Here is a 13,791-nt window from a genome sequence, read left to right as displayed (position 1 = left end):
AACTAATCGTCTATATCTATTTATTTTGCATTACCGCTATCTACAATTACATATTTACACACTCTTAAAACTATGTAAATACATATTGCTCCAAAGATAGAAAATCATGCATTAAAAGCAAATACTTTCAGTATTTGCTTTATTTTATCTAAAATATTCCTTTTACTCACTAAAATATTCCTTTCATGCTTTAAAATGTACTTTTAATACTAATAGTATTGAGTTTTTTCACTAATTCTTCTACTCCTGTGCGTATTTAATTCTTTTAATTCTTCACTATTGTTAGCCATGGACTTCGTTATAAGGATACCATTAATAAGTCAAGATAACTCTAAGTAGCATTAAACATATTTGAATATATACAGAATTCTTTCTTCTTACTCATTTCGGTAATAACAACATCCTGTCAACAGATTCAAGGTAAGTGAAATTATATATTATGAAACTAATATGTGGTATATCAGCATATAAAAACAGCGCCAAGACATAATTCACCATTTTATGCCTTGTCGCTGTTTTTGCTTTTATTCTACTGCTGTGTCACTTTATTTTACCTTTATGAATTAATTACACCATGTTTTTAAGCAATATTTTTACATTTTTTCTTCATTACTTTCATACATTGATGTAACTTTTCAAATGTTCATCAAACAATTCTTTATTTAATAATATTGGTGTTATGGGTTCGCCATAAAAATCTTCTGCTTCTCCAATAACTTTACATCCAAATTTTATTAACATATTTACAGTTACTTCTCTTGCTTCAATATATAACTCGTCCGTATATTGTCTAAAAATTTCTTTTAATGAATAAATAGCCATTCTCTGACCAATACCTAGACCTCGTAGTCTCTTATCAATAGCAAATCTTCCCCATTTCCATTTATCTTTTTCTTTCCATGTTGCAACAACTCCAATAATATCTTCTCCTACTCTTGCACACCACCAGATTGGTTTTAAATCAGCATCAATTACAATTGATTCTGCTGGAATACCCTGCTCATGAGCAAATACTTCTGTTGCTAATTTTATTGCATCATCCATATAATTTTCTGAAATTTTTTCAATCAAAATTCTAGAATCATTCTTTCTAAGATTGTTTTTTAATGCAAGAATACGAAATACTCTAAATGCCCTAACAATATTGTCTATGTCCTCGCTATCTCCTAAATCTAAAATTTCATTCATAAATGTATTTGCTTTATAATCCCCATCATTAATAGTTGCTAAACCTAATGGTAAAAGGCAAATATCCTTCATTCTCTTATCATCTTCAGACTTTTTCAATTCTAAATAATTTTTTGCTTCCATATTACTAACTATTCTACTAAGTGAAGCCTTATCAATACCCAGGTTTATTAACAATTCATTAAAAGGAGTATTTCCATTTTGCTTTAGGTAGTTTAATATGTGCGCTTGTGCAAGTGTCAAGCCTGAATTAAAGCAATTGTGGTTTAATAAACCTAATTCTCTCACAATTAATCTTATCTCTTTTCTAATTACTTTCTCTTTATTCATACCGCGCCCCCAAATTAATTGATATTATCAACTATATTATCTCGTTCTTAGTTTTTTGTCAAGGCGACTTTCTAAAATAGGTATATGCCGAGAAATTACTATTTATCATCAACTTTCTTCTTGACGCAAAATAAGAAGGAGAACCGCCTCCAGTTCCATCTGGATTAGGTTCTCCTCCATTACTTAAGTAACTCATTAATAAAGGAAACTCGACTCACATTCGTTCGCTAAGTGATTCACATCAAATCATAGATTTGAGTTCTCTACTTAAGCTCTATTGATTCTATATCTCTAGTTTTGTTTATTGTTATTTTTGAAATCAACATATGCAACAGTTTCTTTTGTTGCTCCCTTGAAACCTAACTTGATACCTATAGTATTTCACATATTATCCTCTATTTACAATACAGTTCTCCGTAACAGTTATATCGCAACCCTAAAAATTATCTCTTCTATCAGGTACCAACTTCATAATTGAATTTACATGACCAAAAAGTTTTATTAGCTTGTTTAGTTCATTTTCCCTTGCATCCAAATAGTAATAATTCCTTGTTCCTTCTTTTCGAACACTTCTCATATTTGCATTCTTTAATATTTGTAAATGATGGGACACAGATGGTCTTGAAAGCTTAGCCTTCTCTGCAATATCACCTACTCTTATTCCCCTGCAATCACTCAAGAGTAACGTACTTATTATTAATTGTCTTGTTTCATCCCCTATAGCTATTAATGCTTTTTGGGACTCTTTAAATTCTTTTAATAACTCTAAAAGCTCATCAAATTCATTCATTTTTAAACTCCTTCTGTAGAAGAATTGTATTAATAGTTCATTTGTTTAAGTCATTATATCATAGAACTTTTTGAAATAGTTTATTGGTAAAGAAATTCTAGATGAATAAATACTACTAAGCTATACTTTTTTCATTTTGTTCCTATATATATATTATCCATAATTAAAGTTATATTTATTTTCATGTGCCTTACTTTATTAAATCTAGGTGGTTATAAAGACACAATATTTATTAATGCTAGTTTGCTACTACTTGATTCTTTTTTATTTTATTATTAAAAATAATATATAGTATTGCTCCAGTTAAAAAGGTAATTATCTCTGTAATGGTCATAGACCATATAACACCATGCAATCCATAGAAATTATTCAATACTATTATGACAGGAATAAAAAGAATTCCTTGTGTAATTCCCATAATTGTTGATGGTATTCCTTGACCTGATGCTTGAAAAATTCCTGTAAATAATGTAGTAAATCCATTGAAAAATGCAGAAATAAGCATGGCCGCCATGATATAAACTCCAACAGTTAATACTGCTGAATCATTAGAAAACAGATGAATAATTACATTTCTAAAAATAAAAACTAAAGTAACAAATCCACCTGATAATCCTAAAATCCATAAAGCTGATTGTTTTATACTGTCTTTTAATCTCTTAAAGTTTTCATTAGAAAAATTATATGCAATTAAAGGAATAATTCCTAATGCGAGCCCCATTGCAAGAAATTCTGGTACTTGTACAAGTCTCAAGGCAATACCAAAACTAGCTACTACACTTTCTCCATATCTGATTGAATAATTATTCAAAAGAAGCGTTGTAATAATTAGAAAACCAGCTAGGAACAATTCAGAAACCCCAATTTTATATATCTCTATTTTATCTTTAAGGGAAATATTAATATTCTTAATAAATCCTTTTAAATTCTCACTTTTTGTTTCCAAGTAGTAAATATAATAAATTGATGAAGCTATATTAGCTAAAATCATTGATAATGCTACCCCTACAACATTAAATCTAAATACTAGTATAAATAACGGGTCAAATATAAGACCAAAAATTGTACTTACAACCATTCCGAACATTGATTCTTTTGATGCTCCTTCTGCTCGCACAACTTGCTCCAATGCGAAGTTCATTATAATTGCAAAACCACCAATAAACATAGTTAAAGAATAACTTTTTGTATAATTAATAATAGCAGAAGTATCTGCCCCCAAAATCTTAACAATAGGATTAAGTGCTATCATAGCAATCATTCCAAGCAAAATTCCTATGATAATACTACTATAAAAAGAATATCCAGCTATCTTCTTAGCTTTGTCTACGTCTTGTTTAGCAATGAGACGAGTTATAAATGTTCCACCTCCAGCTCCTAACATATTTCCAAAAGCCATTAGTATAGTGAAGATTGGTAATCCTAAAGTAATGGCAGTTAACATATCTGTATTGTTTAATAGTCCAATAAAAAAAGCATTAATAACGTTATATATTGTACCTACTGACATACCGATCATCATAGGAATAGATAAATGTGCAATTGCCTTAGTAATCGGTGCACTTTCTAAATAATATTCATTTGACAATTTTTGTTTCATAATTTCATCCTCCATAATAAGTATTATTAGAATTCGTATTCTTAGAATTCTAAGTTTTTTAATATAAGTTATTATATTAATAACTTATATATTTCTATCTACTTTCAATAACAAAGCTAACAAAGTTTCCTTCTCTTGTTCCGTCAAGTTTGCAATAATATTTTCCTCTTCCTCGACTACCAATTTATTAAAATCTTCTATAAGTTCAGCACCTTTAGGCAATACATATATATTTTTTTGTCTCTCATTTTCTTTAGGAATTCTTCTTTCAATATACCCTTTTTTCTCTAATCCTTGCAGCATACTTGTAATACTTGCTTCTGTACGTTGAAAGACTTTTGCCAAATCTTTTTGAATAATACCACTATCTTGATGTTCATAAATATAACCAATCATACGTCCTTGTTGAGAATTCAATCCTAACTTTTTTACTTTTTCATCAGAACTGAGTTTCATTTTTATCGCAATACTTCTAATTAATTGTGAATATATTGTTTCTACAGAGTATCCAGAATTAGTCATTCAAATTCCTCCTAAACTTTACTTAGAACTCTAACTATTTATAGTTTAACAATTAGACTTTCAAGTGTCAATATTTATTTCTTATAATTATTTCTATATCTATAATATTTCTTTTTTTACATGCTATCTTTTACTTATGATACGGTTCTCCGTATCAGCAGCAAGTGATACCTTTTTTTCTCACTTAATATAACAAAATATTTTATTTAAAATAAAAAACGTACCTAAGAAATACTTCTTATCATAATACTGTTAACTGTTTAATAAAATAGAAATAGAACGTAGCAAATCTACAGCGTTATTAGCTTTTCGAGAAACTATCAGAACTAATTCTTATCTTCATTGGTAACCCCTTCAGTTAATCTAAATTTTAAATTTAATTTGTTTTTCAACATCTTTTTTAATCTAGTTTCCGTTTTATTTAAATTTTCTTTTTGCTCTTCTACTTCCTTTATCTTTTTTTGTAAGAGTTCAATTTTTCTATCAATCGAAAATGTATTTTCATTACTTTTTTCTATCTCTTTGATCTCTTTTAAAGAAAAACCCACAGAATGAACTGTTTTTATCATTAATAGATACTCAATTATATCTACAGAATAATTCCTATAATTATTTGTATCCCTACTAACATATTTTTCAGGAATCAAGCCTTCCTTTTCATAAAATCTAATAGTAGATATAGACAACCCAGTTTTTTTTGAAACTTCATTTATTTTCATAAAATACCTCACTAATTTCTCTTGACTCTAAACCTTACTTCATAGTTTATACTATATCTAAACCCTTTACTAGTTAATACAATAAAGAAATGGAGAGTATTATCATGCAAAACATTAATAAAAAAACACGAGCTGTCGTATTAGGTGGAGGCGGAGTAACTGGAATTGCTTGGGAGATTGGTATAATTACAGCCTTACTGCAAGAGGGACTTAATTTAGCAGACGCAGATGTTATAATTGGAACTTCTGCTGGTTCGTTTGTTGGATCCGCATTAGCAAGTAACTACGATATGAAAAAACTTTATGAGTCTCAACTCATCCCAAATACATCTGAAGTAAATGCATCTGTTAGCTCTGAACTTATGATGTTATGGCTTCAAGCGTTTCAATATGGTAAAGATAATAAAAAAGAAATAGGAAGGATATTTGGAGATATTGCAAAAAAATATCCTCCAAAGGCATCAGTAGAAGAACGTAAATTAGTAGTTGAATCACGACTTACCACAAGTATCTGGCCTTCAAAGTTAAAGGTCACTGCAATAAATGCGGAAACTGGAAATCTCCATGTACTTGATAAAGATTCAGGAACAACGCTAATAAATGCAGTAACTGCAAGTGGTGCAGTTCCAGGACTCTGGCCATTAGTAAACTTTAATGGAATAGATTGGATTGATGGAGGAATGGTTTCAACTACAAATGCACATTTAGCAGCTTCTTATGATAAAGTTGTAGTTTTATCTCCTATGCCCCAAAAGCATGGTCTAATTCCAAGCGTTGAAGAAGATGTTGCTGAAATGCAAAAAAGCTCATCTGTTTCCCTTATTGTACCTAATAAAGATAGCATTTTAGCAATAGGAAAAAATCCTTATGACCCAACTCATACTCCAGCATCTGCAAAGGCTGGATTTAATCAAGGAATAAAAGAAGCAGAAGCTATTTATGAAATATGACATAATAAAGAATAAGATTACTATCAGAAATCATTTCCACATATGTCTTTATAAAATACGCAAAAATAAGAAATTTTTGCGTATTTATTTCCCATTCTGAATCAATTATAACATGCTTTTTGAAAGTTTTTCTTTATTATACTGTATACAAATTTTTATATTGATAAGATTTATCATGAACCTTCTTCTAAAAGTAAAATAAGAATAACTTGGTTCTCCTAAAATACTTAAATACGTTATTAAGTTGTTAATTATATTTATGCTCTATTAGTTCCATATCTCTAGACTTATTCATGGTTATTAAGAAAGTTAACATATACAATAGTCTATTTTACTATTTCCTTGATGTGTAGCTTGATATCCTTAGTTTTGTTCTTTGATTTTACATGCTATCCTTCATTTATGATATGGTTCACCGTATCAGTAGCAAGTGATAACACCTTTTTAATTTAGTATATACCTATATTAATATTCTTTAAATATAGTTAATTACAAGACTATACCAACTTATTTGTGTCTATATCATATCCTAATTTTTTCATTTCCTTAATTACATCCCACCTCCATGATTTGTCATCATTCATTTGTATATAAACAACGCCTGCTATATCATTAGGTTTTTCTATATTTTCTTTCACCAATGCACATACTTTCTTTCGTCCTAATTTCCCAATTAAATATCCATGTTCAAATACAACATTTTGCCTTGCTCTATATTGCAAATTACTTTTTTCATCTATGGCAAGAGTCATTTTTTGTAAATTTAAAGATTTTATATATATCCTTATTATAATATATATTTAATTTTTACAGTTCAACAACCTATTTTTCTCTTCTTCTATTATCTTCTTATCAAGTCTTTCAAATAATATTGTAACTTCCTCTATTGAAACACCATACCTCGGCTCAACAGTTTCCCATCTATCCCCACTAATACCTAACCATGCTTTTATCTTCCCTGAAGATTCTGGCAAAAAGGGTGATAATAAGTTTGCTAAATTTGCTATTGAATAAATACAATTATATATTGTATTACCACAAACCTCCAAATTATCTTTTACTGTAATCCATGGTGCATTTTCATCAAAATATTTATTCATACTTCTTATAAATTCAAAAACTTTCTCAAGTGCAACTTTTAAGTTTCCTTGTTCAATATGATTTCCTATAACATTATATAAACTAGTTATTTCTTCTTTTATATTAATAGCTACTTCTCCATTAGGAATTTTACTATTAAAATATTTTTTAGCAAAAACTAAAGTTCTATTAACTAAATTGCCATATGCCCCCAATAATTCACCATTATTGCTATTCACAAATTCTCTCCAAGAAAAATCAGTATCTCTTTTTTCTGGTGCATTAATTAAGAAAAAATATCTTAACGCATCTGGGTTGTAACGTTCTATTATATCTGGCACCCATACGGCCCAGCTATTACTTGTTGATATTTTTTTACCCTCCAATGTTAAATATTCACTGGATATTATCCTATCAGGCAACTTATTATATCCTATGCCCTTTATTAAAGCTGGTAAAATTATAGAATGAAAAGGTATGTTATCTTTACCATGTACATAATATGAAGTGGCATTTTCATCCCAAAACTCTTTATAGGATTTTTTATTTTCTAATGCCCATTTTTTACTCATTGTAAGATATCCTAATACAGCATCTATCCATACATAAACCTTTTTATCTCTAAACTGTTGTATAGGTATATCTATTCCTAATGATAAGTCTCTTGATATAGCCCTATCACATAACCCTTCATCTAGGTATCTTTCTGTATTATTTATTGCATTAACTCTCCAATTACTTTGAGTTTTATCTAGGTTTTCTTTAATAGTGTTTTGAAACTTAGATAAAGCGAAGTATAACTGTTTTGTATTCTTTACTATTGGTGTATTGCTGCACAACTTACATTTTCTTTCTGAAAGTTCTAATGGCTCTAGTAAAGTGCCACAATTATCACATTGGTCTCCTCTTGCAATTGAATTACATTTTGGACACACTCCTTCAACATATCTGTCTGGCAAAAACTGGTTGCAATGTTGACAGTATATTTGTTCTACTTCCTTTTCATAAATTAATCCTTTATTGTATAGTAAGACTATAGCTTCTTGTACATCCTTCTTATGAAATTCATCATCTGTTCTACCATAATAATCATATGAAAAATTTAACCTTTCAAAACACTTTTTAAATTCTGCATGATATTTATCGGCTATATCCTTTGGCGATACACCTTCTTTCTTTGCTCTTATTGATATAGGAGTTCCATGACAATCACTCCCTGAAACATATAATACATTATCTCCCTTCACCCTATAATATCTTGCTAATACATCTCCTGGTAATAATGCAGCTATATGGCCAATATGTAATGAACCATTAGCGTATGGCCAAGCCCCTCCAATAAAAATATTCATCTTCTAAATCCTCCTATTTATAATAAAACTTAAATATAAAAAAGCTCCCGTCCTAAGAAATTAATCTTAGGAACGAGAGCTAAACTTCGTGTTACCATCCTATTTCATGCATACCTTACAATATGCACCTCATCAAGTACGTCATATATCATATGATTATACTCTATCACTATAACGGGTGAATCCGTTGCAGCCTTAATTTTTATAATAAAAATCTCGGTACACCGCTCCAAGGCCATTTTCACTTTAATATTCTTTGCTTCCTCTCACCAATGGAAACTCTCTGTATAAGTATTCTTAAAGTTACTTTCCTCTTCATTGCATTTGTAATCATTATACTCTTCTTAATTACATTGTCAATATATTTCATACAAATTTAGTAAAAGTCTACGTCATTTATGGTACGGTTCACCGTATCAGTAGCAAGTGATAACCCATTCTTTTTCTCACTTATATAACAAGTTCTTTTATTGAAAATAAGAAGTACCTTTTTAGATACTTCTTGTCATTCTACTTTTGACTGTTACATCATATAAGAATAGTCAGCATTATTATATATAAGTTTTTAATATTCACAAAACTTATCATCAACCTTCTTCTTGAAACAAAAAAAAAGGAGAGCCTCCTCCATCTGGATTTGGTTCTCCTCCATTACTTAAATACATTATTAAGTTATCATTTACAATTTTACATAGTTATACCCGCAGGCGTTTCCACTATTGCATCACTCATTTGTTTGATGATTAATCTATTTTCCTTTTATGTCCTCAATCTCATTTGATTGTTCCACTTTCTCATCTGATTTAACTAGAGTTTCATCAAAATGCTTTATATATTCCGTTGCCCACGCTATCGCCTCATCTTTATTGGCAAAATATTTTTGAGTAACTGGGTTTACATGTTGAACTATATTTATATCTAAATCATTAGTTAAAACTATTTCTGAATTGGAATTAAAATAATATCTAACCATGTTATTAACCCTCCTTTCCTAAAGTTCACGTGGCACTTGTGTTACAATTAGCAACCCACTGAGAACAGATTTATCCTCCATTTTAATAGAAATGGGATACTTTCCCGAAATTAAAGGTGAACCCTTTAAATATCCAAGTTCATAAACCATGCCTTGAGGTAATCCACTGATATCAACTATTTTTCCTGTTTTAAATGATAAGTATTGTTCAAAATACGAACACTTTTGAACTACTATTCTGAAGCTATTTAAAGCTCCACCAGAAAAATCTGGAGATATAATTGGAGGCTTATAATCCTCTACATTTACCGAAACTGGTTGATTTAAAGTAATACTATTTTTTGTATAAGGAATTCTATTTTCTATAAATGTAACTGCTGGATTACAAACTATATCATAATCCTCTTCCCAATTAATAGTTGCTTTTGTTTCTACATCAATGTCATACAATTGCTCCTTATGTCCCATACTCTTACTTAAAACATACTTGCTGTTATTCATCAAATATTTTGATTTATAACAACTGATAGGAATTATATTGGAATGTACTCTTGTGTAGTTCATAGTTAAATACTGCGTGATATACTTATTAGCATCATTCTTATCTATAACTTGACAAGTTGCTTTAAGCATTGCTGGATTAGGATAATACTGATCAATTACTGTAGATAACACATTATGCCATTCAGTACCACATGTATAGCATGTAATAGGTATATCTACACCAGAAATAACAAATTGAGTATCAGAATTTATTCTTATATTATTTATTGTAATATTATCAGTAATTACAGTTCTTTCAAATGGTACGTCTTTGTCTCTTGAAGGACTAAGAAATTGAAGAATATCTACATCAACACTGCTGTTCACTATTGCAGTTCCGTCAGCAATAGGTATTATTTTACTATATCCTACATTACCAATGCTTTTTGCTATACCATCACCAAAACTCATTTTACTTTCACCTCCTAATTAAGCACATGAAAAAAATGACAGACAAACATACTGGCCTGTTATTTTTTGATTGTGCCTTAAATAAAAATAGGGGAATTCCGCCCCCATTTTTGTTATTACATTACTAATTGCGGATATACTGTTAAGCTACCAGCTCCAGTAATTTTAATAGGAACTTTTAAATCACCAGTGGCTAATGCATTTACAGTTATTACTTTACTGCTATTTGAAGTAAATACTCCATTACCTTTCAATGTTAATTGCAATTTAGCTTCAATATATTTTCCGCTATAGTTTTGGCAATTAACTGTACAGAAAGTACTTATATCTGTTCCTTCATATTTATATGCTGAATTTTCATAAGCAACATTTATATTAGTTGGTACAAATGGATTTAAGTAGTCTACTTCCCCAAGTGCATTTACTATCCAAATGTTTTCAGACTGGTCTATTCCTATATGTGAAGGTTGATTGCTTATTGTGTCTGTAATACTGAATTTTGCACTTGCTTCATCAAAATTCATAAATATAGTAGTTGTTGAAGAAGCACAAACTAAGAATGTATTGCTTTTAGTTCCAATAAATCCTCTAAAATAATCAGCAGTAACCTGAACAAAATTCTTAAATGTTAACGTATTTGATGAATTATCAAGTAAGAATGTATATATACCATAGCTTGGAATGTTAGTAGGAGTTGAACCACTAGCTATTTCATACACTGCAAAATTAAGATACTTATCACCATTACTAGCAGTAGTTATAAATGGTTCATAAGTAACAGATGGATTAGAAGCAACTACAGGGAATTGTGTAATAGAACCCCAAGTTATATTCATATCTGCTTCAGTGCAAACTTTATCTAAAGAAGTTTGTGTAGTATCAAAAGCATATCTTGTAACTCCAAACTTATTAGTTGATTGATTATGTGATAATGAATAGGTGTAGAAAGAAGTATCACTATTTGATACTATTTCTGAGAAACATGTGCTAAAGTAAATATTTGATGTTTTAGCAGTTATACTAAAGGTATCTGTTGTACTAGTTGTTTTATTATATCTCTTTAAGGTGCTAGTACCATAACCTTGCTTTCTACCATAATATATATGAGTAGAATTTTCCTTTATTGCTGATCCCCAAGAATAATTTAAAAGGCTTTCTATAACAGTCATAACTAATGTCGTTTTATCTACTTTTACAAAATATTCTGTGTATACTGAAGCACAAGAAACTATATAATATAAATAAGTAGAATCTTGCCCGCAATAAGCTCTAACTAACGGGTTATAAGTTGGTACAGATACATAAGAATTTGAATTAACTAAGCTAACATCTCCACTATTTTCTTTTATTTTTAATAATCTTTGTGTTGTAGCAGTTCTTGCTCCTACTACCCAAACATACGATATTGTTGAATCATATCTATCACTAACAATAGTATCTCCTTGTGTTTTAAAGTGATTAGCTATTGGGCTGCCTAATAGTAATTTTTGTGACATACTTAAATCAGTAGTATCTCCTAGTGTTGGAAATAGTTTTAATGGTTTAGGAATCATCTGTACCTTATCGTAAAAATGTCCATTTATAATATATCCAGTTGGAGTCTCAACCACTTTTTGAACTGCTCCTGTTATTGTATTAGAATCTAGTATTTTTGCCATAATTTATTCCTCCTTAAAATTTAACATAATAAAAAGAAGTATCATTAATTTACTTCTTTTCCTCGACTATTATTTATTTATTTCTTTCTTTTATTTGATTGATTTTTTATAACTATCTTTATCATCAAAATGATAATTTGTTATCCTATAATATTTTTACCGAAACCCTTAAATTACCAGTATCATAAATAGTAACTGGTATTGTTAGTTTATCAAGATTAGTTGTAGTTACGGTTTTAGTCCTCTTACCATCATCTGTAAATTTACAATTACCATAAAGATTAATTTGTATACTTGCTGGTAAGTATTTTCCTTGATAATTTTTAACATATGCCACTATATTTGTACTTATATCTGTTCCATTGTAGTTATATACATCTTCCTGAAAATCAGCAAAGACAGTAATTGGCATTACATTTGAAATCATTTCTATGCTTGTATCAGCATATTGAATATATATATTGTTGTTACTATCAATTCCTACAGCACCTATTGGAGAATCAAAAGACGATACCTTCTTATAAGATGTAGTTCCAGAATCCCAAACATATATATGACAGCCACTTTCATAAGCAAGTATAATTGTTTGATTATTTAAAATTGGTAAACATGTTCTATAAATTACCGGATTAAAACTAGTGTAAGATACAAGTTTCCAATTAATATCATCTACTATCTCATAAGTGTATAAAGCTGAGTCAGCTGCATTAGTATAGTTGCCACTAGTTCCACCATTATAAATTATATGTGTCATATAGTTCTTTCCAGTGCCTGAATCTGCATGCCTTAATAATGTATGTGTTACACCCATAGCAGCACCAGTAACCAATGGTATTTTACCATTTGGATATAATGATGTATCTAAAGTAACATTTGATGCAATAATGGTATCTTTTGAGGTATCTAGCACAAATTTTCTAATACCTACGTAATGGTCACTCATTCCCATTCCTAAGCCATCTCTGACAGAATAAAATACACCATTATTATCTATATCCGAAGCTTCAAAATTATAAAAATTACCAGCTGTAAATTTATCAGCTAATAACCATGATACTGTATTTGCTACTTTGTCATATTTACCAACATTAATAGTTGTCTCATTGACTGAGCTACATGTAAAATAAATATACATATCAGTATCTTTGAGTATTCTTACTGCTCCCACATTTACTAAATTTGTATAAGTAGATTTCATTGTAGTTTTATTTAATTGCCCAATATAAACGTAACCACCACCTACCATCCTATGAATTGTATAATAAATTTTTTGACTATCTTGACTTATCATATCTATAAATGGACTATAGCTCCCCCCCCAGTCAGTATATGGTGTATTTGTCCAAGTTCCATTTGCATTTTTAGTTAATTTATAAATCCCAGCTGTTGATGAATTAAATGTTCCTTGAGTTGCTACATAGCAAGTAGATGGGTCTGTACTATCAATCATATAGCCGTTTGTTGTTCTTTGTCTTTCCCAGTGACCATTAACATATGCAGTTTGAGCTAAAGACATCTCATTTAATGCACTTGAAGTTACTGGACAAAAATCAAAGGGATCTGGAGAAAGTGTATTTTTATCATATACTTGTCCGTTTATTAAAAAGTAATCTGGGGTTTCTATCATTTTTGATATATTACCACCTATAGCTGTTGAACCTAAAATCTTTGCCAT

General features: G+C 29.6%; 13 protein-coding genes and 1 other annotated feature. Of the genes, 1 reads left to right on the top strand and 12 read right to left on the bottom strand.

Features of this window, described 5'->3' with window-relative positions; all coding sequences use genetic code 11:
* Positions 1–615: 615 nt before the first annotated feature.
* The 6 genes from CSPA_RS09045 to CSPA_RS09025 all read right to left on the bottom strand — a co-directional run bounded on the left by CSPA_RS09045 (position 616) and on the right by CSPA_RS09025 (position 5,149).
* Positions 616–1,518, bottom strand: a complete 903-nt coding sequence (locus tag CSPA_RS09045; RefSeq protein WP_015391941.1) for a GNAT family N-acetyltransferase — start codon at positions 1,516–1,518, stop codon at positions 616–618.
* Between the two features lie 58 nt (positions 1,519–1,576).
* Entirely contained in the window at positions 1,577–1,714 is a 138-nt protein-coding gene (locus CSPA_RS30500; protein ID WP_017810740.1) for a hypothetical protein, read from the bottom strand.
* 240 nt (positions 1,715–1,954) lie between these two features.
* Entirely contained in the window at positions 1,955–2,308 is a 354-nt protein-coding gene (locus CSPA_RS09040; protein ID WP_015391940.1) for an ArsR/SmtB family transcription factor, read from the bottom strand.
* A 238-nt stretch (positions 2,309–2,546) separates the two neighbouring features.
* Positions 2,547–3,908: an MATE family efflux transporter gene (locus CSPA_RS09035; protein ID WP_015391939.1), complete on the bottom strand. Its 1,362-nt coding sequence runs from the start codon at positions 3,906–3,908 to the stop codon at positions 2,547–2,549.
* Between the two features lie 84 nt (positions 3,909–3,992).
* Positions 3,993–4,430: a MarR family winged helix-turn-helix transcriptional regulator gene (locus CSPA_RS09030; protein ID WP_015391938.1), complete on the bottom strand. Its 438-nt coding sequence runs from the start codon at positions 4,428–4,430 to the stop codon at positions 3,993–3,995.
* Between the two features lie 326 nt (positions 4,431–4,756).
* Entirely contained in the window at positions 4,757–5,149 is a 393-nt protein-coding gene (locus tag CSPA_RS09025) for a MerR family transcriptional regulator (protein ID WP_015391937.1), read from the bottom strand.
* Positions 5,150–5,253: 104 nt separating this feature from the next.
* Here CSPA_RS09025 and CSPA_RS09020 point away from each other — a divergent pair, with 104 nt between their 5' ends.
* Complete coding sequence (locus CSPA_RS09020; protein WP_015391936.1) at positions 5,254–6,099, top strand: patatin-like phospholipase family protein; 846 nt, start codon at positions 5,254–5,256, stop codon at positions 6,097–6,099.
* Positions 6,100–6,596: 497 nt separating this feature from the next.
* Here CSPA_RS09020 and CSPA_RS09015 read toward each other — a convergent pair whose 3' ends face one another.
* The 6 genes from CSPA_RS09015 to CSPA_RS08990 all read right to left on the bottom strand — a co-directional run bounded on the left by CSPA_RS09015 (position 6,597) and on the right by CSPA_RS08990 (position 13,791).
* A complete protein-coding gene (locus CSPA_RS09015) occupies positions 6,597–6,851 on the bottom strand; it encodes a TIR domain-containing protein (RefSeq protein ID WP_015391935.1) in 255 nt (84 codons plus the stop codon).
* Positions 6,852–6,899: 48 nt separating this feature from the next.
* Entirely contained in the window at positions 6,900–8,531 is a 1,632-nt protein-coding gene (gene metG / locus CSPA_RS09010; RefSeq protein ID WP_015391934.1) for a methionine--tRNA ligase, read from the bottom strand.
* Positions 8,532–8,596: 65 nt separating this feature from the next.
* Positions 8,597–8,859, bottom strand: a binding site (T-box leader).
* A 420-nt stretch (positions 8,860–9,279) separates the two neighbouring features.
* Positions 9,280–9,504 carry a hypothetical protein gene (locus tag CSPA_RS09005; RefSeq protein WP_015391933.1) on the bottom strand — a complete coding sequence of 75 codons (225 nt, stop codon included), beginning with the start codon at positions 9,502–9,504 and terminating at the stop codon, positions 9,280–9,282.
* Positions 9,505–9,522: 18 nt separating this feature from the next.
* Positions 9,523–10,458, bottom strand: coding sequence for a hypothetical protein (locus tag CSPA_RS09000; protein ID WP_015391932.1), 936 nt, complete (start codon positions 10,456–10,458; stop codon positions 9,523–9,525).
* Positions 10,459–10,574: 116 nt separating this feature from the next.
* Positions 10,575–12,116, bottom strand: a complete 1,542-nt coding sequence (locus CSPA_RS08995; protein WP_015391931.1) for a hypothetical protein — start codon at positions 12,114–12,116, stop codon at positions 10,575–10,577.
* Positions 12,117–12,261: 145 nt separating this feature from the next.
* Positions 12,262–13,791 (bottom strand): hypothetical protein, encoded by a 1,530-nt coding sequence (locus CSPA_RS08990; RefSeq protein WP_015391930.1) that lies wholly within the window; start codon positions 13,789–13,791, stop codon positions 12,262–12,264.

Source organism: Clostridium saccharoperbutylacetonicum N1-4(HMT) (genome assembly GCF_000340885.1).
In the GTDB taxonomy this organism is placed as follows: domain Bacteria; phylum Bacillota; class Clostridia; order Clostridiales; family Clostridiaceae; genus Clostridium; species Clostridium saccharoperbutylacetonicum.
This window is presented reverse-complemented; position numbering and strand designations above follow the sequence as displayed.

What these genes read in the sequence shown, in the direction of transcription:
- CSPA_RS09045 (WP_015391941.1), bottom strand. Translation starts at nt 1,518, where the DNA reads ATGAATAAAGAGAAAGTAATTAGAAAAGAGATAAGATTAATTGTGAGA.
- CSPA_RS30500 (WP_017810740.1), bottom strand. Translation starts at nt 1,714, where the DNA reads ATGAGTTACTTAAGTAATGGAGGAGAACCTAATCCAGATGGAACTGGA.
- CSPA_RS09040 (WP_015391940.1), bottom strand. Translation starts at nt 2,308, where the DNA reads ATGAATGAATTTGATGAGCTTTTAGAGTTATTAAAAGAATTTAAAGAG.
- CSPA_RS09035 (WP_015391939.1), bottom strand. Translation starts at nt 3,908, where the DNA reads ATGAAACAAAAATTGTCAAATGAATATTATTTAGAAAGTGCACCGATT.
- CSPA_RS09030 (WP_015391938.1), bottom strand. Translation starts at nt 4,430, where the DNA reads ATGACTAATTCTGGATACTCTGTAGAAACAATATATTCACAATTAATT.
- CSPA_RS09025 (WP_015391937.1), bottom strand. Translation starts at nt 5,149, where the DNA reads ATGAAAATAAATGAAGTTTCAAAAAAAACTGGGTTGTCTATATCTACT.
- CSPA_RS09020 (WP_015391936.1), top strand. Translation starts at nt 5,254, where the DNA reads ATGCAAAACATTAATAAAAAAACACGAGCTGTCGTATTAGGTGGAGGC.
- CSPA_RS09015 (WP_015391935.1), bottom strand. Translation starts at nt 6,851, where the DNA reads ATGACTCTTGCCATAGATGAAAAAAGTAATTTGCAATATAGAGCAAGG.
- metG (WP_015391934.1), bottom strand. Translation starts at nt 8,531, where the DNA reads ATGAATATTTTTATTGGAGGGGCTTGGCCATACGCTAATGGTTCATTA.
- CSPA_RS09005 (WP_015391933.1), bottom strand. Translation starts at nt 9,504, where the DNA reads ATGGTTAGATATTATTTTAATTCCAATTCAGAAATAGTTTTAACTAAT.
- CSPA_RS09000 (WP_015391932.1), bottom strand. Translation starts at nt 10,458, where the DNA reads ATGAGTTTTGGTGATGGTATAGCAAAAAGCATTGGTAATGTAGGATAT.
- CSPA_RS08995 (WP_015391931.1), bottom strand. Translation starts at nt 12,116, where the DNA reads ATGGCAAAAATACTAGATTCTAATACAATAACAGGAGCAGTTCAAAAA.
- CSPA_RS08990 (WP_015391930.1), bottom strand. Translation starts at nt 13,791, where the DNA reads ATGGCAAAGATTTTAGGTTCAACAGCTATAGGTGGTAATATATCAAAA.